22 protein-coding genes are annotated in these 21,021 nt (G+C 72.4%); 14 read left to right on the top strand and 8 right to left on the bottom strand.

The features are described 5' to 3' along the window. Nucleotides 1-31: 31 nt before the first annotated feature. Entirely contained in the window at nt 32-619 is a 588-nt protein-coding gene (locus tag OG456_RS26930; protein WP_266565294.1) for a transcriptional regulator, read from the top strand. 14 nt (nt 620-633) lie between these two features. Continuing rightward, complete coding sequence (locus OG456_RS26935; protein ID WP_266565296.1) at nt 634-1,881, top strand: MFS transporter; 1,248 nt, start codon at nt 634-636, stop codon at nt 1,879-1,881. Between the two features lie 7 nt (nt 1,882-1,888). On the opposite strand, the gene OG456_RS26940 is transcribed toward OG456_RS26935, so the two are convergent. Then, on the bottom strand, nt 1,889-2,524 hold the full coding sequence (locus OG456_RS26940) for a TIGR03085 family metal-binding protein (RefSeq protein ID WP_266565298.1): 636 nt from the start codon (nt 2,522-2,524) through the stop codon (nt 1,889-1,891). Between the two features lie 83 nt (nt 2,525-2,607). Here OG456_RS26940 and hisI point away from each other — a divergent pair, with 83 nt between their 5' ends. The 11 genes from hisI (at nt 2,608) to lgt (ending at nt 11,472) form a co-directional block, all read left to right on the top strand. Beyond that, nucleotides 2,608-2,982, top strand: coding sequence for a phosphoribosyl-AMP cyclohydrolase (hisI, locus tag OG456_RS26945; protein WP_266565300.1), 375 nt, complete (start codon nt 2,608-2,610; stop codon nt 2,980-2,982). Between the two features lie 75 nt (nt 2,983-3,057). Beyond that, nucleotides 3,058-4,539 (top strand): anthranilate synthase component I, encoded by a 1,482-nt coding sequence (locus OG456_RS26950; protein ID WP_266565302.1) that lies wholly within the window; start codon nt 3,058-3,060, stop codon nt 4,537-4,539. A 22-nt stretch (nt 4,540-4,561) separates the two neighbouring features. Further along, nucleotides 4,562-5,218 (top strand): TIGR02234 family membrane protein, encoded by a 657-nt coding sequence (locus OG456_RS26955; protein ID WP_116502609.1) that lies wholly within the window; start codon nt 4,562-4,564, stop codon nt 5,216-5,218. A gap of 140 nt (nt 5,219-5,358) precedes the next feature. Next, nucleotides 5,359-5,601: an HGxxPAAW family protein gene (locus OG456_RS26960; protein WP_266565304.1), complete on the top strand. Its 243-nt coding sequence runs from the start codon at nt 5,359-5,361 to the stop codon at nt 5,599-5,601. A gap of 114 nt (nt 5,602-5,715) precedes the next feature. Next, nucleotides 5,716-6,162, top strand: coding sequence for a DUF2752 domain-containing protein (locus OG456_RS26965; RefSeq protein ID WP_266565306.1), 447 nt, complete (start codon nt 5,716-5,718; stop codon nt 6,160-6,162). Between the two features lie 146 nt (nt 6,163-6,308). Next, nucleotides 6,309-7,118, top strand: coding sequence for an indole-3-glycerol phosphate synthase TrpC (gene trpC, locus OG456_RS26970; RefSeq protein WP_266565308.1), 810 nt, complete (start codon nt 6,309-6,311; stop codon nt 7,116-7,118). Between the two features lie 8 nt (nt 7,119-7,126). Further along, nucleotides 7,127-7,273 (top strand): tryptophan biosynthesis modulator TrpM, encoded by a 147-nt coding sequence (gene trpM / locus OG456_RS51040; RefSeq protein ID WP_368082116.1) that lies wholly within the window; start codon nt 7,127-7,129, stop codon nt 7,271-7,273. Nucleotides 7,274-7,378: 105 nt separating this feature from the next. Beyond that, nucleotides 7,379-8,665, top strand: a complete 1,287-nt coding sequence (trpB, locus tag OG456_RS26975) for a tryptophan synthase subunit beta (protein WP_266565310.1) — start codon at nt 7,379-7,381, stop codon at nt 8,663-8,665. Next, complete coding sequence (gene trpA / locus OG456_RS26980) at nt 8,662-9,477, top strand: tryptophan synthase subunit alpha (RefSeq protein WP_266565312.1); 816 nt, start codon at nt 8,662-8,664, stop codon at nt 9,475-9,477. Before trpB ends, trpA begins: the two co-directional genes overlap by 4 nt. A gap of 93 nt (nt 9,478-9,570) precedes the next feature. After that, a complete protein-coding gene (locus OG456_RS26985) occupies nt 9,571-10,350 on the top strand; it encodes a thioredoxin domain-containing protein (RefSeq protein WP_266565314.1) in 780 nt (259 codons plus the stop codon). A 90-nt stretch (nt 10,351-10,440) separates the two neighbouring features. Beyond that, nucleotides 10,441-11,472, top strand: a complete 1,032-nt coding sequence (lgt, locus tag OG456_RS26990; protein WP_266565316.1) for a prolipoprotein diacylglyceryl transferase — start codon at nt 10,441-10,443, stop codon at nt 11,470-11,472. Between the two features lie 74 nt (nt 11,473-11,546). Here lgt and OG456_RS26995 read toward each other — a convergent pair whose 3' ends face one another. From OG456_RS26995 to OG456_RS27025, 7 genes are all read right to left on the bottom strand, one after another. Further along, nucleotides 11,547-12,383 (bottom strand): CoA ester lyase, encoded by an 837-nt coding sequence (locus tag OG456_RS26995; protein ID WP_266565318.1) that lies wholly within the window; start codon nt 12,381-12,383, stop codon nt 11,547-11,549. After that, nucleotides 12,380-13,666, bottom strand: a complete 1,287-nt coding sequence (locus tag OG456_RS27000; protein ID WP_266565320.1) for a CaiB/BaiF CoA-transferase family protein — start codon at nt 13,664-13,666, stop codon at nt 12,380-12,382. The genes OG456_RS26995 and OG456_RS27000 overlap by 4 nt, the downstream gene beginning before the upstream one ends. After that, nucleotides 13,663-15,078 (bottom strand): ADP-ribosylglycohydrolase family protein, encoded by a 1,416-nt coding sequence (locus OG456_RS27005; RefSeq protein ID WP_266565322.1) that lies wholly within the window; start codon nt 15,076-15,078, stop codon nt 13,663-13,665. The genes OG456_RS27000 and OG456_RS27005 overlap by 4 nt, the downstream gene beginning before the upstream one ends. After that, nucleotides 15,078-16,307, bottom strand: a complete 1,230-nt coding sequence (locus OG456_RS27010; protein ID WP_266565324.1) for an ADP-ribosylglycohydrolase family protein — start codon at nt 16,305-16,307, stop codon at nt 15,078-15,080. The genes OG456_RS27005 and OG456_RS27010 overlap by 1 nt, the downstream gene beginning before the upstream one ends. Further along, nucleotides 16,307-17,512: an ADP-ribosylglycohydrolase family protein gene (locus tag OG456_RS27015; protein ID WP_266565326.1), complete on the bottom strand. Its 1,206-nt coding sequence runs from the start codon at nt 17,510-17,512 to the stop codon at nt 16,307-16,309. The genes OG456_RS27010 and OG456_RS27015 overlap by 1 nt, the downstream gene beginning before the upstream one ends. Nucleotides 17,513-17,823: 311 nt before the next feature. After that, nucleotides 17,824-18,933 (bottom strand): ADP-ribosylglycohydrolase family protein, encoded by a 1,110-nt coding sequence (locus OG456_RS27020; protein WP_266565328.1) that lies wholly within the window; start codon nt 18,931-18,933, stop codon nt 17,824-17,826. Between the two features lie 34 nt (nt 18,934-18,967). After that, nucleotides 18,968-20,008 (bottom strand): LacI family DNA-binding transcriptional regulator, encoded by a 1,041-nt coding sequence (locus OG456_RS27025; protein WP_266565330.1) that lies wholly within the window; start codon nt 20,006-20,008, stop codon nt 18,968-18,970. A gap of 272 nt (nt 20,009-20,280) precedes the next feature. Between OG456_RS27025 and OG456_RS27030 the strand changes: the two genes are divergently transcribed. Next, nucleotides 20,281-21,012, top strand: a complete 732-nt coding sequence (locus OG456_RS27030) for a VIT1/CCC1 transporter family protein (protein ID WP_266565332.1) — start codon at nt 20,281-20,283, stop codon at nt 21,010-21,012. Nucleotides 21,013-21,021: the final 9 nt, after the last annotated feature.

Consider the following 21,021-nt stretch of genomic DNA (forward strand, 5'->3'; position numbering starts at 1 on the left):
GCAATATTTCTTTCGTATCTAGGCTCATGCCATGACCGACGAACGGACCCGCCGCATCACCGACCTCGGCACCCTCAAGGCGCTCGCCCACCCGCTGCGCTCGCAGCTGTACCGCGCCCTGGTCGTCGCCCGCACCGCGACCGCGTCGCAGCTGGCCGAGCGGGTCGACGGCGCTGTCTCGCTGGTCAGCTACCACCTGCGCAAGCTCGCGGACGCCGGGCTCATCGAAGAGGCGCCCGGGGCGCAGCGCGACGGCCGCGAGCGCTGGTGGCAGCCCGCGTCCGACGGCGTCAGCATCCACGAGGCGGACTTCGGCGACGCCCCCGAGAAGGCCGCGGCGCACCGGGCGGCCACCCGGCTCTTCTACGAACAGCGCAGCGAGCTCTACCGCCGCTACCTCGACGAGCGCTCCACCTGGGCCCCCGAGTGGCGCGCCGCGTCCTCGGACTCCGAAGCCCTGATGCCACTGACGGCGGCCGAACTGACCGAGCTGACAGGCGAGTTGCTCGCCGTCATCAGGAAGTACGACGAGCAGGGCCGCGCCGCACAGGCCGCGGGTGACACCGAAGGGCGCGAGAGCGTCGCGCTGCACATGTACGGCTTCCCGTTCCGCGCCTGAGAGGACCACCTCCCATGACCGTGACCGCGCCCCTCACCGGCACCCCCGCCCCCGAGAAGCCCGCCCACCGCGACGGCAACGTGCTGCGCTGGCTCGGCGCCTACGGCGCCTCGATGATCGGCGACAACATCTACTACGTCGCCCTGTCCTGGGCGGCCGTCCAGTCGGGCAGCCCCTCGCAGGCCGGGCTCGTCATGGCGGTGAGCGCGGCACCCCGGGCCCTGCTGATGCTCGGCGGGGGAGTGATCGCCGACCGGCTCGGGCCGCGCCGCATCGTCATAGCCGGCGACGCCGTGCGCAGCGCCGCGGTCCTCGGCGTCGCCGGGCTCTTCCTCGCGACCCAACCGGGCCTGTGGCCGCTCACCTTCCTCGGCCTGGTCTTCGGCATCGTCGACGCCCTCTTCCTGCCGGCCGTCGGCGCACTGCCCGCCCGCGTCACCGGACGCGACCAGCTCGCCCGGGTCCAGGGCATGCGCGGACTCGCGGTCCGCCTCGCCAACGTCGTGGGCGCACCCCTAGGCGGTCTCGGCGTCGCACTCGGCGGCCCCGCGGCGGCGTTCGGCGCGGCCGGACTGCTGTTCGCGATCTCGCTGCCGCTCCTGATGTCCCTGCGCATCCGGGACCTGCCCGACGTCAACGGCAAGAGCGGCGCCCCGGCGAGGAACGGCCTCGCGGACGGCCTGCGCTACATCCGCCGCCACAGCGTCCTCGCCCCGCTGATTGTCGTCATCGCCCTCAGCGACCTCGGCTTCGTCGGCCCCCTGAACGTCGGCCTGACCCTCCTCGCCGACCAGCGCGGCTGGGGCGCCTCAGGGATGGGCTCGGTGCTCGCCGGGTTCGGCGTCGGCGCGGGCGCCGCCTCGCTGCTCCTCGCAGTCCGCGGCCGGGTGCCGCGCGCGGGCTTGGTCCTCGCCGCGACCATGGGCGGCGGCTCCGTCGCCATCGGCGCGCTCGCCTTCGTACCGCACCTCGTCGCCGCGGTCGCCGTCGCGCTGGTCATCGGGCTGCTCGCCGGTCTCAGCGGCACCCTGTGCGGAGCGCTCACGCAGACCCACGCGGACCCGGCCTACATCGGCCGGGTCACCGCCGTCACGAGCCTGTCCAGCCTCGGCCTCGTCCCGCTCACCATGCCGCTGACCGGCGCGGCCGTCGGCCTGTGGGGCACCGGACCCGTCTTCGTGGCCAGCGCCGCCATCTGCGCCCTCGCCGGCGTCTACGGCCTGTGCCGCACGCCTCTGCGCCGCGCCGAACTCCCGGCCTGAACCCGCATCAGATTCCGAGCTGCTTCGCCTCGTGCAGCTTCCCGATCGCGTCCTTCTCGCCTTCCTTCTCCACCCGCGCCGCGTCCTGCCGGCCGAACGCGAACATCAGCAGCTCGGCGGGCTCACCGGTCACCGTCACCACGGGCGTGCCCTTGTGCGCCACCGCCGTCCGGCCGTCCGGGCGGCGCAGGACCAGGCCGACCGGCGACTTGCGGCCGATCACGCGGGCCATCCGCTCGAGGCGCGACCACAGCACGTCCGCGAAGACCGGGTCGAGCTCGCGCGGCGTCCAGTCCGGCTGCGCGCGGCGCACGTCCTCCGTGTGGACGTAGAACTCGACCGCGTTCGACGCCTCGTCGATCTGCTTGAGGGAGAACGGCGAGAAGCGCGGCGGGCCCGTCCTGATCAGCTGGATCAGCTCGCCGTAGGGCTTCTCGGCGAACTCGGCCTGCACCCGCTCCAGACGCTGCGCCAGCTGCTTGATCAGGATCCCGCCCGCGGCGTCCGCGCGGCGCTCGCGCACCACCACATGGGCCGCGAGATCACGGGCGGTCCAGCCCTCGCACAGGGTCGGGGCGTCGGGGCCCGAGGCCTCCAACAGGTCGGCGAGGAGAAGTCGTTCACGCTTTGCATGGGTCGACATATGGCCAGCGTACGACCGTCCGACCGGTCCGCCCAGTGGACGCCCGCCCGAAACGGCGCGCGGGGCGCGGCACAATGGTCCCCATGACCAGCACGCCCCCGCCCAGCAGCCTCGACCCCGCCGTCGCCGCCCGCCTCAAGCGCAGCGCCGACGGCCTGGTCCCCGCGATCGCCCAGCAGTACGACACCGGCGAGGTGCTCATGCTCGGCTGGATGAACGACGAGGCGCTGCACCGCACGCTGACGACGGGCCGCTGCACGTACTGGTCCCGCAGCCGCCAGGAGTACTGGGTCAAGGGCGACACCTCCGGCCACTTCCAGCACGTGAAGTCGGTCGCCCTCGACTGCGACGCGGACACCCTCCTGGTGAAGGTCGACCAGGTCGGCGCGGCCTGCCACACCGGCGACCGCACCTGCTTCGACGCGGGCGAGCTGACGGTGACCGGCACCGGCGCCTGAGACCACCGCCGCGCCGCCCGTTCCACGGACCGGGCGGCGCACCGGACGTATCCGGACACGCCCTAAGCTCTTCCTATGGATCTCGAGACCTTCCGCAAGCTCGCGACCGACCGCCGAGTGATCCCCGTCAGCCGCAAGCTCCTCGCGGACGGCGACACCCCCGTCGGTCTGTACCGCAAGCTGGCCGGTGAACGCCCCGGCACGTTCCTCCTGGAATCCGCGGAGAACGGCCGCTCCTGGTCCCGCTACTCCTTCGTCGGCGTCCGCTCGGCCGGCACCCTCACCACCCGCGACGGCCAGGCGCACTGGCTCGGCACCCCGCCCGTCGGCGTCCCCACCCACGGCGACCCGCTCGCCGCCCTGCGCGCCACCGTCGAGACCCTCCACACCCCCCGCTACGAGGGCCTGCCCCCGTTCACCGGTGGCATGGTCGGCTACCTCGGCTACGACATCGTGCGCCGCCTGGAGAAGATCGGCCCCGGCGAGCGCGACGACCTGAAGCTCCCCGAGCTGACGATGCTGCTCACCAGTGACCTCGCCGTCCTCGACCACTGGGACGGCTCGGTCCTGCTGATCGCCAACGCGATCAACCACAACGACCTCGACACCGGCGTCGACGAGGCCTACGCGGACGCCGTGGCCCGCCTCGACGCGATGGAGGCCGACCTCTCCCGGCCCGTCGTCCAGGCCCCCGCCGCGCTCCCGCCCTCCGAACTCCCGGAGTTCACCGCTCTGTGGGGCGGAACGGACTACCAGGAGGCCGTCGAGGACATCAAGGAGCGCATCCGGGCGGGCGAGGCCTTCCAGGTCGTACCCTCGCAGCGCTTCGAGACGCCGTGCACGGCCAGCGCGCTCGACGTCTACCGGGTCCTGCGCGCCACCAACCCGTCGCCGTACATGTACCTGTTCCGCTTCGACGGGTTCGACGTGGTCGGCTCGTCGCCGGAGGCCCTCGTCAAGGTCGAGGACGGGCGCGCCATGGTGCACCCCATCGCCGGGACCAGGCATCGCGGCGATACCCCCCAGGCGGACCAGGCGCTCGCCGACGAGCTCCTCGCCGACCCCAAGGAGCGCGCCGAGCACCTGATGCTCGTCGACCTCGGCCGCAACGACCTCGGCCGCGTCTGCGAACCGGGCTCCGTCGAGGTCGTCGACTTCATGTCCGTCGAGCGCTACTCGCACGTCATGCACATCGTGTCGACCGTCACCGGCCGGGTCGCCCCGGGCACCACCGCCTTCGACGTCCTCACCGCCTGCTTCCCCGCGGGCACCCTCTCGGGCGCGCCCAAGCCGCGCGCGATGCAGATCATCGACGAGCTCGAACCCTCCCGGCGCGGTCTGTACGGCGGATGTGTCGGATATCTCGACTTCGCCGGGGACTCCGACACGGCCATCGCCATCCGCACCGCGCTCCTGCGCGACAACACCGCATATGTGCAGGCCGGAGCCGGTATCGTCGCCGACTCCGATCCCGTCGCCGAAGACACCGAGTGCCGCAACAAGGCGGCGGCGGTGCTGCGCGCCGTGCACACGGCCAACCGGATGCACGACGCCTGACGACGTGGGGGATAGTGGTGAGGTGACTTCCGCAGTGCCATCCCCCCGAACCGAAGCCGGGACCGCCTCCCCGGAGACGGCCGCCGCGCGCAACGGCCGCCGCAGCCTCGCCGCCGCGCTCCTGTTCGGCGCCGTCGGCGCGGCGGTGGCCCTGCTCTCCTCGCGGCAGGAGTGGGCCTCCGGGTCCGCGACCGTGCCCGGCGGCAGCTTCCCGCTCGCCGCCAAGGGCAGTGACGTCACCGGAGTGCCCGCGGCCCTCGCCATAGTGGGGCTCGCGGCCCTCGTCGCCGTCTTCGCGGTCCGCCGCGCCGGACGCACGCTCGTCGCCGGGCTCCTCGCGCTCAGCGGCGCGGGCGCCGTCGTCGCCGCCGTCCTCGGCGCCGGCGACAGCGCGGCCCTGGACGAGAAGGCCGCCGAGGTCTCCGGCAACACCGCGGCCACCATCGGCTCCCTCGGCCACACCGTATGGCCGTACGTCGGTGCCGCGGGCGGCGCCCTCATCCTCCTGGCCGGCCTGCTCGCCCTGCGCTACGGCCGCTCCTGGCCGTCGATGGGCGGCCGCTACGAGCGTGACGGCACCCCGCGGCCCCGCAAGGCGGCCCGTCCCGTCGACCCGGAGCGCCCCGAGGAGCTGTGGAAGGCCCTCGACCGGGGCGAGGACCCCACACACGAGGCATAGCGGGGCCCGGACCCCGAGTGCCGCCCATGCCCGCGAGTGCGGGACAATGGGCACGAGCGTCCGGCTCACCACCCAGCGCGGTGCCACGCGCGGGGCACGGGGCCACGCATCAGCCACGCATTGAGCAACGAGGAGCAACCATGGCGGACAGCAGCCACGGACACACCCCGGCCGCCTGGACCGGTGTCATCATCGCCTTCATCGGTTTCTGCGTCGCGGGCGCCTTCATGGTGATGGCCAACCCCGTCGGCTTCTGGGCGGGCATGGCCCTGCTCGCCATCGCCGCGGTCGTCGGTGGCGCCATGAGCGCCGCGGGTCTCGGCAAGCCGAAGCCGCAGTCGCTGCCGGCGATCTCGCCCGAGGCCGTCGCCGCGGAGGCCTGAGCCTCACCCACGTCGTGAGAGGCGGCCCGGCACCAGGTGCCGGGCCGCCTCTCACGTTTTCCGCGCGCTGCGCGCCGACGGGCGGACCCGGCGGGCCCGTTGCACAATTCACGGGTGAACGCCGAAACGGACACCTCCGCGGCCACCCTGACCAGCGGCGCCGCCGGTTCGCTGCGGCGGCTGGCCGTCCCCGCCGGCGTCCTCGCCGCGGTCGGGGTGGGCTTCGCGTACGTCGGGTCCGTCGACCCGAACGAGCCGGGCCACTACCCCGCCTGCCCGCTGCTCCATTACACGGGGATCTACTGCCCCGGCTGCGGCGGTCTGCGCAGCGCCCACGCGCTCGTCCACGGCGACCTCACGGCCGCCCTGGGGGACAACGCGCTCGCCGTGGCGGGCTACGCCCTCTTCGCCGTCCTGTGGGTCGTATGGGCCGTACGGGTGGCACGGGGACTGCCGGTACGGATCGACCTCGGACGTCCCCACCTGTGGGCCGTGGGCGCCGTGGTGCTTGTCTTCACGGTTGTCCGGAACCTGCCTCCAGGTGGCTGGCTCCATCCTTGATCAACAGTATTTGTCCAGGTAGTGGGACCGGCGTCAACCGGATGCGGAGCCTTCGCCCTCCTCCGGATATCATCGCTGTGACTAGTGGATTGCTCTTCGGGGCAATCAGCTTCCACCGCTCCACCGTCAGGAAGGGGGCCGCTCGCGTGAGTGTGCTCGACGAGATCATCGACGGAGTCCGTGCCGACCTCGCGGAGCGGCAGGCGCACGTCAGCCTCGACGAGCTCAAGGAGCGCGCGGCCAAGGCACGCGCCGCCAAGGACGGGGTGGCCGCCCTGCGCGGCGACGGCGTCAAGGTGATCTGCGAGGTCAAGCGTTCCAGCCCGTCCAAGGGCGCGCTCGCCGCGATCGCCGACCCGGCCGCCCTCGCCGCCGACTACGAGGCGGGCGGTGCCGCCGTCATCTCCGTACTGACCGAGCAGCGCCGGTTCGGCGGTTCGCTCGCCGACCTGGAGGCCGTGCGCGCCAAGGTCGACATCCCGATCCTGCGCAAGGACTTCATCGTCACCTCGTACCAGCTGTGGGAGGCCAGGGCGTACGGCGCCGACCTCGCGCTGCTGATCGTGGCCGCCCTGGACCAGCCCGCCCTCGAGTCGCTCATCGAGCGCGCGGAGTCCATCGGGCTCACGCCGATCGTCGAGGTGCACGACGAGGACGAGGTCGAGCGCGCCGTGGACGCGGGCGCCCGCATCATCGGCGTGAACGCGCGCAACCTCAAGACGCTCAAGGTCGACCGCGACACGTTCCAGCAGGTCGCCCCGGAGATCCCCGACCACATCGTCAAGATCGCCGAGTCGGGCGTGCGCGGCCCGCACGACCTCATCGCGTACGCCAACGCGGGCGCCGACGCCGTCCTCGTGGGCGAGTCCCTGGTGACCGGCCGCGACCCGCGCACCGCGGTCTCCGACCTGGTCGCCGCGGGCGCCCACCCCGCCCTGCGCCACGGCAGGAGCTGACCTCCCCGATGGCCATCGCCGCCCGCCTCGCACCCGGCTGCCGCCCCCGCGGCTGCCGGGCGCCGGCGCGGCGTGTGCACGGGCGCCGGGTGCGTTACGTCATCGGTGACGAGCCGGGTCAGGTCAACGGGATGCGATGGTGCTGCGCCTCATAAGGGGCGCGGGGAACGGCGCGGGCGGCTGCATGCGGCCCGCTGCCGACATGTAACCCTGCCTCCACGGCGCGTAGTGTCCACACCGCTCACACCATGAGGTTTCGCATGCCCAGCAACTTCTTCATTCCCGACCCCGAGGGTCAAGTCCCCACCAGCGAGGGGTACTTCGGCGCCTTCGGCGGCAAGTTCATCCCGGAGGCGCTCGTCGCCGCCGTCGACGAGGTCGCCGTCGAGTACGACAAGGCCAAGAACGACCCGGCCTTCGCCGCCGAGCTCGACGACCTGCTCGTCAACTACACGGGACGGCCCAGCTCCCTCACCGAGGTGCCCCGGTTCGCCGAGCACGCCGGTGGCGTCCGGATGTTCCTCAAGCGCGAGGACCTCAACCACACCGGCTCGCACAAGATCAACAATGTGCTCGGCCAGGCGCTCCTCACCAAGCGCATGGGCAAGACCCGCGTCATCGCCGAGACCGGCGCCGGCCAGCACGGCGTGGCCACCGCCACCGCCTGCGCCCTCTTCGGCCTCGAGTGCACCATCTACATGGGCGAGATCGACACCGAGCGCCAGGCGCTCAACGTGGCGCGCATGCGGATGCTCGGCGCCGAGGTCGTCGCCGTGAAGTCCGGCAGCCGCACCCTCAAGGACGCCATCAACGAGGCGTTCCGCGACTGGGTCGCCAACGTCGACCGCACGCACTACCTCTTCGGGACCGTCGCGGGACCCCACCCCTTCCCGGCGATGGTCCGCGACTTCCACCGCGTCATCGGCGTCGAGGCCCGTCGCCAGATCCTGGAGCGCGCCGGACGCCTGCCCGACGCGGCCGTGGCCTGCGTCGGCGGCGGCTCGAACGCCATCGGCCTCTTCCACGCCTTCATCCCCGACGCCGGCGTGCGGCTCATCGGCTGCGAGCCGGCCGGCCACGGCCTCGAGACCGGCGAGCACGCCGCGACACTGACCGCGGGCGAGCCCGGCATCCTGCACGGCTCACGGTCGTACGTCCTTCAGGACGACGAGGGCCAGATCACCGAGCCGTACTCGATCTCGGCGGGCCTCGACTATCCGGGCATCGGCCCCGAGCACGCCTTCCTCAAGGACAGCGGCCGCGGCGAGTACCGCGCGGTCACCGACGACGCCGCCATGCAGGCCCTGCGCCTGCTGTCGCGCACCGAGGGCATCATCCCGGCCATCGAGAGCGCCCACGCGCTCGCCGGAGCCATCGAGGTCGGCAAGGAGCTCGGCAAGGACGGGCTGATGATCGTCAACCTGTCCGGGCGCGGCGACAAGGACATGGACACGGCCGCCCGCTACTTCGGCCTGTACGACACCGACGCCGCCGTCGCGGCGGACGCGGCCGGGACCGGCGCGGAGATCCAGGGAGACGCCAAGTGAGCGGCAACATCCAGCTGTTGAACGACACCCTCGCGGCCGCGCGTGCCGAGGGCCGCTCCGCCCTCATCGCCTACCTCCCGGCCGGGTTCCCGACCGTGGACGGCGGCATCGAGGCGATCAAGGCCGTCTTCGACGGCGGCGCCGACGTCGTGGAGGTCGGGCTGCCGCACAGCGACCCCGTCCTCGACGGACCCGTCATCCAGACCGCGGACGACATCGCGCTGCGCGGCGGCGTCCGGATCGCCGACGTCATGCGCACGGTCCGCGAGGCCCACGCGGCGACCGGCAAGCCGGTCCTCGTCATGACGTACTGGAACCCCATCGACCGCTACGGCATCGAGCGGTTCACCGCCGAGCTCGCGGAGGCGGGCGGCGCGGGCTGCATCCTGCCCGACCTGCCCGTCCAGGAGTCGGCGACCTGGAGGGAGCACGCGGACAAGCACGGCCTCGGGACCGTCTTCGTCGTCGCCCCCAGCAGCAAGGACGAGCGCCTCGCGACGATCACCGCCGCGGGCTCCGGCTTCGTGTACGCCGCCTCCCTGATGGGCGTCACCGGCACCCGCGAGTCCGTCGGCAACCAGGCCCAGGACCTCGTGCGCCGCACCAAGGCGACCACCGACCTGCCGGTCTGCGTCGGCCTCGGCGTCTCGAACGCGAAGCAGGCGGCCGAGGTCGCCGGGTTCGCCGACGGGGTCATCGTCGGCTCGGCGTTCGTGAAGCTGATGCTCGACGCAAACGACACAGCCGCCGGACTCGCCGCCGTGCGGGCTCTCGCGGCGGACCTCGCGGACGGGGTGCGCGTCAAGGCGTGACCCAGGACGTCGTCACCCATCGTGTCGTAACCCGTATGGGTGGACCTGGGACCGGGGAGGCACGCTCGTGCCTCCCCGGTTCGTTTGGCGGGTGTGAGCGAGAAGAACCGTGAGGGAAAGCGCACCGCCCGAGACCGGCTGGCGGAGGAGCGCGAGAAGCAGAGAGCCAAGGACAGGCGCCGCAGGGGCGTGATCGTGGGGGGCGCCGTCGTGGGCGTCCTCGCACTGGCCGCCGTGATCGGCGTGATCGCGGCGAATTCCGGTGACGACAAGAGTGACGCCTCGGGAACCGTCGTCGCCCCGCAGGGCGCGGTAGGCAAGGACAGCCTCGCGATCCCGGTCGGCAAGGACAGTGCGAAGTCGACACTCACGGTGTGGGAGGACTTCCGCTGTCCCGCGTGCAAGGCCTTCGAGGACGCCTACCGCACGACGATCCATGAGCTGACAAACTCCGGACAGCTCAAGGTCGAGTACCACCTGGCCACGCTCATCGACAAGAACATGGGCGGCAGCGGCTCCCTGCGCGCGGCGAACGCGGCGGCGTGTGCCCAGGACGCCGGGAAGTTCACCCCGTTCCACGACGTCCTCTACGAGAACCAGCCCCCGGAGACCGACGACGCCTTCGCCGACAACGGCAAGCTGATCGGGCTGGCCGGCAAGGTCGGCGGCCTCGTGACGCCGGACTTCAGGAAGTGTGTCGACGGCGGCAGCCACGACAGCTGGGTCAAGAAGTCGAACCAGGCGTTCCAGGACGGCGGCTTCCAGGGCACGCCGACGGTGCTCCTGAACGGGAAGAACGTGTTCGGTGACCAGGCCAACCCGCTGACCCCCGCGAAGCTGAAGCAGATGGTGCAGGCGGCCGACAAGCCGTAGGAGGGGCCGCAGACGCGAGGGTCTCGTTATGGACCCGTAGCCGGGCTGGTTGCCGCCGCCACGGCCTGGCACGGTAGCGTCGACATTGCCATGACTCTTGCCTTCATCCCCAGCCCGGCTCACGGAGTGGTCTATCTCGGACCCATTCCGCTGCGCGGCTACGCGTTCTGCATCATCATCGGCGTCTTCGTGGCCGTCTGGCTCGGCAACAAGCGCTGGATCGCCCGCGGCGGGCGATCCGGCACCGTTGCCGACATCGCGGTCTGGGCCGTGCCGTTCGGCCTCGTCGGCGGCCGGCTCTACCACGTGATCACGGACTACGAGCTGTACTTCAGCGAGGGCCGTGACTGGGTGGACGCCTTCAAGATCTGGGAGGGCGGCCTCGGGATCTGGGGTGCCATCGCGCTCGGCGCCGTGGGCGCGTGGATCGGGTGCCGCAGGCGCGGCATCCCGCTCCCCGCCTACGCCGACGCCATCGCGCCCGGCATCGCCATCGCGCAGGCCATCGGCCGCTGGGGCAACTGGTTCAACCAGGAGCTGTACGGCAGGCCCACCGACCTGCCGTGGGCCCTGAAGATCACGTCGTCGGCGGACGGGCGCGTGCCGGGCACGTACCACCCGACCTTCCTGTACGAGTCCCTGTGGTGCATCGGTGTCGCGCTGCTCGTGATCTGGGCGGACCGCCGTTTCAAGCTCGGCCACGGGCGGGCCTTCGCGCTCTACGTCGCCGCGTACTGCGTGGGCCGCTTCTGGATCGAGTACATGCGCGTCGACGACGCCCACCACATCCTCGGCCTGCGGCTCAACGACTGGACCGCGATGGGTGTCTTCCTGCTCGCGGTGATCTACATCGTGATCTCGGCGAAGATCCGCCCCGGCCGCGAAGCGGTCGTGGAGCCGGGCGCCGGTGACGAGGACACGGACACGGCCAAGGCCGAGGGAGACGACGCCGATCCCCGCGACAAGGCGGAGGCCAAGGCGGAGGACAAGGCAGCGGCTGACGATGCCGAGGCGGCCGAGGACGAACCTGCCGGCAAGGACGAACCTGCCGGCAAGGACGAGGCCGCCGGCAAGGACGAGGCCAACGGTGAGGCAGGGGCCACGAAGGCCGGGAAGAGCTAGCTGAGCCTCACCACCCATACGTCGACGGGGGCGCCGGATCGAATCGATCCGGCGCCCCCGTCGCGCTGTCCCGGTCAGCCCCCGCGACGGCGTGACGCCAGCGCAAGGACCCGGCGCGCGTCCGACACGATCGCCGCGTCGACGAAGCGGCCGTCGGGCAGTGCCAGGGCCCCCGCCTTCGTGGCGGCGGCGCCGACGACCTCCGTCGCCGCGTCGACCTCCGCCGCTGTCGGCAGGAACGCCGCCTCGATGACGGGGAGCTGGCGGGGGTGGATCGCCATACGGCCGAAGAAGCCGAGCGCCCGGCCATGCGAGCAGGAGCGGGCCAGGCCCACCGTGTCGCGGACGTCCGGGTAGACGGACTGTGGCGGCGGGGGCAGCGCCGCGGCGCGCGCGGCGACGACCGCCCGCCCGCGTGGCCACGCCAGACCCTCGCCGTTCGTCACGCCGAGCTCCGCCCGCAGATCCGCCTCGCCCAGCGCGACGCCCCGTACGCCGGGATGCCGCGCGATCTCGTACGCGTGCTCGACGCCGAGCGCCGACTCGAGCAGGGCGTACAGGGGTGGCACCTCGACCGCCCAGTCCGAGACACGGTCCAGGTCGGCGGGGCCGTGGACCTTCGGGAGGCGCAGGGCACCGAGGCCCGGGAGCGGGGTGAGCCGTCTGACCTCGGACTCGGCGCGCGGTGAGTCCAGTGCGTTGACCCTCACATGCACCGGCACCGGGTGCTTCTCGGCGAGCAGCTCGGCGGTCGCGTCGAGGGCGTACGTCTTGCGGTCGGGTGCGACCGCGTCCTCCAGGTCGATCAGGACCACGTCGGCGCCCGAGTCGAGTGCCTTCGCCACGACCTCCGGCCGGTCGCCCGGGGCGTAGAGCCAGGTCAGGAACGTCTCGTAGGACTGGGCGGTCACAGCGCGCCCGCCTCGCGGAGGGTGGTGATCTCCGAGGGGGAAAGACCGAGGCCCGTAAGGATCTCGTCCGTGTCGGCGCCGTGGGGGCGGCCGGCCCACTTGATCGCGCCGGGGGTCTCGGAGAGGCGGAACAGCACGTTCTGCATCCTGACCGTGCCCAGCTCGGGGTCGGGTACCTCGGTGATCGAGCCGAGCGCCTGGTACTGCTCGTCCTCCATCACGTCGCGGATGTCGAAGACGGGGGCGATGGCGGCCTCCGCCTTCTCGAAGGCCGCGAGGACGTCGTCCCGCGAGTGCCGCGCGATCCAGGAGCCGACCGCGGTGTCGAGTTCGTCGGCGTGGCCCGCGCGGCCCGACCCCGTCTCGAACCACGGCTCGTCGATCAGCTCGGGGCGGCCGACCAGGCGCATCACGCGCTCGGCGATCGACTGGGCGGACGTGGAGATCGCCACCCACTTGTCGTCGCTCGTGCGGTACGTGTTGCGCGGGGCGTTGTTCGTGGACCGGTTCCCGGTGCGCGGCTGTACGTAGCCGAGCTGGTCGTACCAGATGGGCTGCGGGCCCAGGACCGTCAGCATCGGCTCGATGATCGCCATGTCGACGACCTGGCCCCGCCCCGTCCGCTCCCGGCCCTGGAGCGCGGCCATCACCGCGTACGACGTGGAGAGGGCGGCGATCGAGTCCGCGAGGCCGAAGGGCGGGAGTGTCGGGGGGCCGTCGGGCTCGCCCGTGAGCGCCGCGAAGCCGCTCATCGCCTCGGCGAGCGTGCCGAATCCGGGGCGCCGCGAGTACGGTCCGAACTGGCCGAAGGCGGTGACGCGGGTGAGTACCAGGCGCGGGTTGGCGGCGTTCAGCTCCTCCCAGCCGAGGTTCCACTTCTCCAGGGTGCCGGGACGGAAGTTCTCGATCAGTACGTCCGCGTCCGCGACCAGCTTGAGGAGGATCTCGCGCCCGCCCGGTGTGGAGAGATCGAGCGTGATGTTCCGCTTGTTGCGGCCGAGGAGCTTCCACCACAGCCCGACGCCGTCCTTCGACGGGCCGTGGCCCCGGGACGGGTCCGGTTTACGGGGATGCTCGACCTTGATCACGTCGGCGCCGAAGTCACCCAGCATGGTCGCGGCGAGCGGGCCGGCGAAGAGGGTGGCCAGGTCGAGGACGCGCAGGCCCTGCAGGGGGGCGGGGTGCTGGGGGGTGGGGGCGTTCGGTGTGGGCGTGGATGTGAGTGTGGGTGTGGGTGTGTCGGGCGTGGGCGTGGCGGTGTGCTGGTCGTGATCGGAATTCATGTGCGGGCCTCCTGAGTGAGCCTGGCCAGTTCGTCGAAGCCGATCCCGTCGAAGTCGGCGACCGAGGTCGCCAGACGGTTCTTGAGCGGGGTGGTCCAGCGGTCGTCGATCGCGTCGGGGGAGCCGGCGAGGAGGCCGGCGATCGAACCGGCCGTCGCGCCGTTCGAGTCGGTGTCCCAGCCACCCGACACCGCACGGCAGATGGACCCCGTGAAGTCGCCGTCGGCGTGGGTGAGCGCTGCGGCGAGGAGCGCCGCGTTGGGCAGGACGTGCACCCAGTGGTGGTCGTGGGCGTAGCGGGCGTGGAGCGTGTCGACCACACACGCGAAGCCGGCGGGGGTGCCGGTGGGTTCGGCGCGGGCCGTCTCGATGCCGAAGCGGATTGCCCGGGCGTAGCGCGAGTCGGGTGGGATCACGGAGAGGCCGGCGCTGAGGGTGGTGTGGATGGTGGGGGCCGTGCCTGAGGGCGCCGATGCGTGGGCGATGGCCGCCGCTACGAACATCTCTCCGTAGACGCCGTTCGCCGTGTGCGTCAACGTCGCGTCCGTGTGGGCCAGTTCGGCCGCCCGGACGGGGTCGCCGGGGTTCGTCCAGCCGAACACGTCCGCGCGGATCTGAGCGCCGATCCACTCCCGGAACGGGTTGTGACGCACGGCCGTGTCCGGGGGCTCGATGCCGTCCAGGAGATTGCGGTACGCGATGCGCTCCGCGGTGAACGTGCGCCCCGCCGGCAACTCGTCGAGCCACAGCCGTCCCACGTCCGCCGTGGTGAAACCGGTGCCGTGGCGCCGGAGCAGGAGCAGGCCGAGGAGCGGGTAGTTGAGGTCGTCGTCCTCCGGCATGCCGTCGATGTTCTCGGCGAGGGAGGTGGAGCGGGAGCGGCGGTTCCAGGGGTAGCGCTCCGCCACGTCCTGCGGGAGGTTCCGGCGCGTGAACCAGGTGCTCAGGGGCCAGTTGGACGTGGACTTCGCGAGGGCCCGGATGCCGTGCAGAGGGAGTTTCTCCACGGGTTTGCCCAGGAGGCAGCCGACCGCTCTGCCCAGCCACGATGCGTGCAGGCTCTTCGTCCCCGGGACTTCTGCGGGCGCCGCCCCCAGGCCCCCGCGTTCCCTGTCCTCAAGCCCCGGACGGGCCGGTCGGGGAGTGAGCCGCTTGATCTCCGGCAAGGAGGTCGGTTCAAGTGCCCTCAGGGGGCTCTGTGTTGAGGCCAGTTCGTCCAGGAGCGCGTTCGCCAGCGCTCGTAGCCTTGGGTCCTGGGGTGGCGGTGACGCTCCCGCGCGCTCGGGGGGCGGGAGCCCGCCCGCCTCGCGCCAGCGGCGCTCCACGCCGCTTGCGTCCCGGCCGTCCTGTGCCGCCTGGCGCAGTTCGTGGCCGAGCAGGTCCTCGGGCTGGACCCAGGTGAGGCGCAGCATCACGACCCCGCCGTCGCGGTGAGTTCGGCGAACGCTGCCTCGTGGGACCGGCGGCGGGTCATGTCCTTGGCGAAGACCTCGCGCGTGACCCGGGCCAGTGAGGCCGCCGGCGTGTGCAGGTCGAGTCTGCTCGCGCGGGCCACCTCCCCGCTCCACTCCTGCGGCACCGCCGACTCCCCGTACAGCGCACCCACGATCGCACCGCTCATCGTCGCGATCGAGTCGCAGTCCCGGCCGTAGTTGACCGAACCGAGGACCGTCTGCCGGAAGTCGCCTCGGCCGACCAGGAGCATCCCGAGTGCGATCGGCAGCTCCTCGATCGCGTGCAGCCGGGACGGGCGGCGCGCCCCGAGTGACGGCGTGCGGTACTCCGGACCGACCGTGTCGAACGGCGTGACCGCCTCCCGCAGCGGTCCCAGCGCGTCCTCGAAGTCCGTGTGGTCACGCGCCACTTCGCATACCGCTTCGATCGCCGACCTCGTGCCGTCCTTCGCGAGAGCCAGCGCCTCCTCGACCACCGACTCCGGCGTCGCATCCGGCCTGAACGCCGCGGCGACCGCGGCCGCGAAGACGCCCGCCGCCTCCCTGCCGTACGACGACTGGTGCGCGCCCGCGACGTCCAGGGCCTCCTCGTACGCCCTGCCGGGGTTGCCCGCGTTCACCGCTCCGACCGGAGCCATGTACATCGCCGCGCCGCAGTTGACGATGTTGCCCACGCCCGCCTCGCGCGGGTCCACATGGCCGTAGTGGATGCGCGCCACGATCCACTTCTCGGCCAGGAAGATCCGCTGGAGGGGGAGCGCCTCCGCCTCCAGCTCCGGGATCCAGCGGGTGTTGGTGATCAGGTCGGGGACGAGGTGGTCTGCGACCGCGTACGCGTCCAGGTGGTCCCGTACGTTCTCGTAGACCCTGATCAGCGCGTGCGTCATCAAGGTGTCGTCGGTGACGTGACCGTCGCCCTTGTGGTACGGGGCGATCGGGCGCGCCGTACGCCAGTCGTCCTTGTGGAACGGCTCCACGATGCCGCGCACCCGGCCGCCGTGGCGCTCCGCGATCGCCTCCGGCGTCCAGCCCTCCACCGGGCCGCCCAGCGCGTCGCCCACCGCGGCGCCCAAGAGAGTTCCGGTGGTGCGGTCCTCCAGGGAACGGGGGGTGGGGGGTGAGTTCGGGGGCGGGGTTCGCTTCGGGGTGGGGGTGGGGGTGGGGGTGGCCGTTGTGGGGCTGGTCATCAGGCGCCTTTCGGTGTGGTTGCTGCCCTGGTCAGGTCTGCTGCGATGTCCACGAGGTCCGTTCCTGCCAGGCGCGGCAGTGCGCAGCCCGCGAGCCTGCGGCAGGCGTCCCGCCAGCTCGCCGGGAGCGTGTCGGCTCCGCCGATCGCTCCGGTCAGCGCGCCCGCCAGTGCCGGGGCCGAGTCCGCCACCCGCGAGAGGCACGCCGCCGTGGGTACCGCCTCCGTCACGTCGCCGCCGGCCGCGGTCGCCACGGCCAGGGCCACCGGGACCGTTTCCGCCGCCGCGATGCCGTAGCTGTAGACGTGGTCGACGATCTCGTGCTCCAGAACCGGGACCAGCGCGAACGCGTTTCCCGGCAGGCCGGGTCGGGCCGCGGCCGCCCTTCGCGCCAGGTCCACCGCGTGCAGCGCGTTGCGGCGGATCTCGGTTCCCTCGGGGAGCTGGGCCAGCGCGGCGTCCACGCAGGCGTCCACCGGAGCGCCGCCCAGCGCTGTCGCCACGGCCGCCGCCATGGCTCTGGCGCCGTGCACCCCGTCGCCGTCCTGGGTGTACCGGGCGTCGAACTCCGCCAGTTCCGCAGCGGGTTCGGGGGCGCCCGGGTGGACCACGGCCAGGACGGCCGCGCGTACGCAGGCCGCGTCGTCGAAGTAGTGCGGGTTGTCGTGTCCTGTGGCCGGGGGGCTCAGGCCAGCCGCCAGGTTGCCCAGGCCCGCTCTGACGGAGATGCGTGCCCGCATCGGCATGCGCGCCGACTCGATCTCGTCCGCGCGGGCCGTTGCCTCGGCCACCTCGGCGGCGAGGGTGTTCCAGGCGAGCGTGAGTGCCTTGCGTACCTGGCTGTCCAGGGGGAGGTTCGTGTTCGCGCTCCGGGCTCTCGCCTCGGTGGCGTTCAGGACCGAGGCCGCCGTGAACGCCGCCCATTCCGCGTCGTCCGACGGGCCCAGGCGCAGGGGTTCCGGGGGCTGGTTGAGCGCGATCGGCACGGGGAGCGTCGTCGTCGAGTTCTGCTCCGCGAACGTGTCCAGTTCTCGGGTCAGTCGGCGGGTCCAGTCGGGGAGGCGGGCTGCGCGGTGTCGGCCTGAGGGCCAGCCTGCGGCGTCGCCTGCGGCGATGCCGAGTAGGAGGCCCTCGATCCGGCGGGGGGTGGTGGGGGTTGCTGTGGACCGGGGTTTCGTTTCGGGTGTGACCGTGGGGGGCGTCATGTTGTGGGGCCTCTCCGGTGCGGGCTGTCAGGCGCGGGCTTGTTTTCGGCTGGAGGCTCGCGTCCGTCGTGGGTGCGGGGCCGGGCCGGTATGTCCGTCCTCGCTTGGATGGTTCGGCGTCGGACTTCTTACGCGTCAGTTGTGTGTGCCGGCTCCGGGCGGACATACCGGCCCGGCCCCTTCCGTTCGGTCGCGGGTGCGGCTGCCTTGGGGCGGGGCCCTCGACCCGTGTACGTGGGTGGGTGCGGGGTGGTGGGTTGGCCGCTCTGTGTGGGCTGCGGGGTGGGTGGGTGTGTGTTGGGGGGTGGGGGTCACGGTGTGGCCCCCACTGGCGGGTCGGACGGGAGGGGTGGTGTGGGGGTCAAGGTGTCGGCGATGTCCAGGATGTGACGGCCCGTCATGGATGGGAGGCAGCTGCCCCGGACCGGGCCGATCGTCGTCGCCCAGTCGGCGGGGATCGTTCGTTCGCCGCGTAGTGCGCCGGCCAGGGCACCCGCCACCGCGGCCGTCGTGTCCGCGTCGCGGCCCATGTTCACGGCCATCAGGACCGACTCCCTGAACTCGCCCCGGGCCGCGGCGAACGCGCCGAAGGCCAGGCCCACCGCCTCGGGGGCCAGGTCCGGCCAGGGGTAGCCGCCGATCACCACGGCCCGGCGTACCTCTCGTTCCATGGAGAGCTGGGTGCCGTCGGGGTCGCGGCGGGCACTGCGGGCCGCCGCCACCGCGCGGTGCAGCGAGCGCGCTGTCCACGAGTCCTCGGGGATCGCGGACAGGGCTGCCTGGACCACCGTGTCCGGGTTGTGGCTCACCATCGCCGCCGCGACCCCGGCCGCCACCGCCCTGCCTCCGAGGATGCCCTCCCCGTCGTGCGACACCGAGCCGTCCACCGCCACGAGACGTGCCGCCTCCGCCGGGCGCCCCGCCGCGTACACCCCGAACGGGGCCGCCCGCATGGCGAGTCCGTCGCTCCACGCATGGCGGTGCTGCGCCGAGATGGGTGCCGCAAGGCCCCGGCGCAGGTTTTCCAGGGTTCCTCTCTCGCTGAAGCCCGCGCCCCGGAACGGGCCCTCGTCGCGGTCGGCGATCCATGTGTGCCAGGCCGCCTCGACATGTCCCACGGTGAGCGCCGAACCGTGGTCCGCGAGCAGCAGGCCCGAGAAGATCGCGTACTCGGTGTCGTCCGTGCCCGCCGGGTCCGGCGAGACGAACCCCTCGATACGGCCCCATCGTTCGCGGATCTGCGACGGCTTCATGTTCTCGGCGGGCGCGCCGAGCGCGTCGCCCACCGCGAGGCCGAGCAGGGCTCCCCGGGCACGGTCCCGCAGGGAGATCGCCGCCGGCGGCTGGGGGTGCGGGACCGTGCCGAGCCTTCGGGGACCTTCCGCGCCCGGCGACGGGTCGGGGTCGACGCCGACGCTCATGGCGTGTTCGGGCTCTGCGAGGTGCGGTGGGCACTCATGTGGACCTCGTGTTCTCGGTCGGCGGTGCTGTGGATGCGCGGACCACCAGGCGCGGTGGGGCCGTGGCCGTGGTGCCGCGGGGGATCGGGGCCGTGCCGTCCAGGCGTTCCACCAGGAGTTCGGCCGCGCGCCGCCCGCGTTCTGTCGAGCCCAGGTCGACGCTGGTCAGCGGGGGCCACACGGATCGGGCGAGCACGCTGTCGTCCATCCCCGCGACCGCCACGTCCTGCGGTATGCGCAGGCCCCGCGCGTGCAGTGCGCGGGCCGCGCCGAGCGCCAGCTGGTCGTTGGCGCAGAACACGGCGTCGGGGCGCCGGCCGAGCAGTTCTCCGGCGGCCCGGGCGCCCGCCTCGATGCCGAAGCCGGTCTCGACGACCAGCGCGTCGTCGTACACGAGTCCGCACTCGGCGAGAGCCGCGCGGTAGCCCTCCTCGCGGTTGCGGCCGGGGACCGTGTCGGAGGGGCCGTTGATGAACGCGATGCGGCGGCAGCCGGTGTCGTGCAGATGGCGTACGGCGAGGGCCGCGCCCGTCACCGAGTCGGCGCGGACACTGTCCACGGGAACCCCGGACGGCAGGGATCCCATGACCACGACGGGGCCCGCCGCGCAGGTCAGCGCGTCGATGTGGTCGTCGGTGATGCGGATGGGGCAGATGATCAGGCCGTCGCTGGTGCGGTCGCCGAGGCTGCGCAGGACGGCGAGTTCGTCGTCGACGACCGCGTCCGTGGAGTGCAGGAGCAGGCGGTAGCCCGCCGTTTTGGTGACGCCCTGGACGGCGCGGACCATCGCCAGGTAGGCCGGGTTGCCGATGTCGGGCAGCGCGAAGGTGAGCTGCCGGGTCCTGCCGTCCTTGAGGGAGCGGGCCACGGCGTTGGGTACGTAGCCGAGTTCCGACGCGGCGCGCTCCACCCGCTCGACGGTCTCCCGCCGCGCGCCCAGGCCGTTGAGGACACGGGAGACCGAGGCGATGGAGACCCCGGCCTGCCGCGCGATCGACACGATCGTCGGCTGGCCGCCGCCCGGCACCGGAGACATGGGACAGCTCCTCACCGCAGTTGGAAACGTTTACAGGTGTTGCGGCGATGTTTCCCCCGTCCGTCAACGCTCAGATCATGTGATCCATCTCTCGGGTGACGGTGAGGGCCGTTCGAGCGGGTGGGCAAAGCGGTCGAAAGCCCTGGTAAGTACGGCCTTCCTTGCTGGCGGGGGCCCGAATCCGTGCGTACTTTCGACTCTGTTGAGGGGGGAGTCCGGGCCCGCGGGAACGCTGCGCGGCTGGGCTCCGTACGAGAGGAGCACTGGGCGACATGGCCATCATCGAGACCGAGGCGACGCTGCACGACGCGCACCGCGACAACCACACGCACCGTGACGTCAACGGTGGCTGGCTGCGACCCGCGGTGTTCGGCGCGATGGACGGACTCGTCTCGAACCTGGCCCTGATGACCGGTGTCGCGGGCGGCGCCGTGTCGCAGCAGACGATCATCATCACCGGGCTCTCCGGCCTTGCCGCCGGCGCCTTCTCCATGGCCGCCGGCGAGTACACCTCCGTCGCCTCCCAGCGTGAGCTGGTCGAGGCCGAACTCGACGTCGAGCGACGGGAGTTGAAGAAGCACCCGGCGGACGAGGAGCGGGAGCTCGCCGACCTCTACATGTCGCGTGGCGTGGAGCCCGACCTCGCCCGGGAAGTCGCGCGCCAGCTGTCGAAGGACCCCGAGCAGGCCCTCGAGATCCACGCGCGCGAGGAGCTGGGTATCGACCCCGGCGACCTGCCGTCGCCGACCGTCGCCGCCGTCTCCTCCTTCGGGTCCTTCGCGCTCGGCGCCCTGCTTCCGTTGCTGCCCTATCTGCTCGGTGCGAGCGCCCTGTGGCCGGCGGTCCTGCTCGCGCTCGTCGGCCTCTTCGCCTGTGGGGCGATCGTGGCCAAGGTGACGGCGCGGTCCTGGTGGTTCAGCGGCGTGCGCCAGCTGGCTCTCGGTGGCGCCGCGGCGGGTGTGACGTATCTCCTGGGCAACCTGTTCGGTACGGCCGTAGGATGACGTCCCAGT

This window comes from Streptomyces sp. NBC_01446, assembly GCF_026340095.1.
GTDB lineage: Bacteria > Actinomycetota > Actinomycetes > Streptomycetales > Streptomycetaceae > Streptomyces > Streptomyces aureus.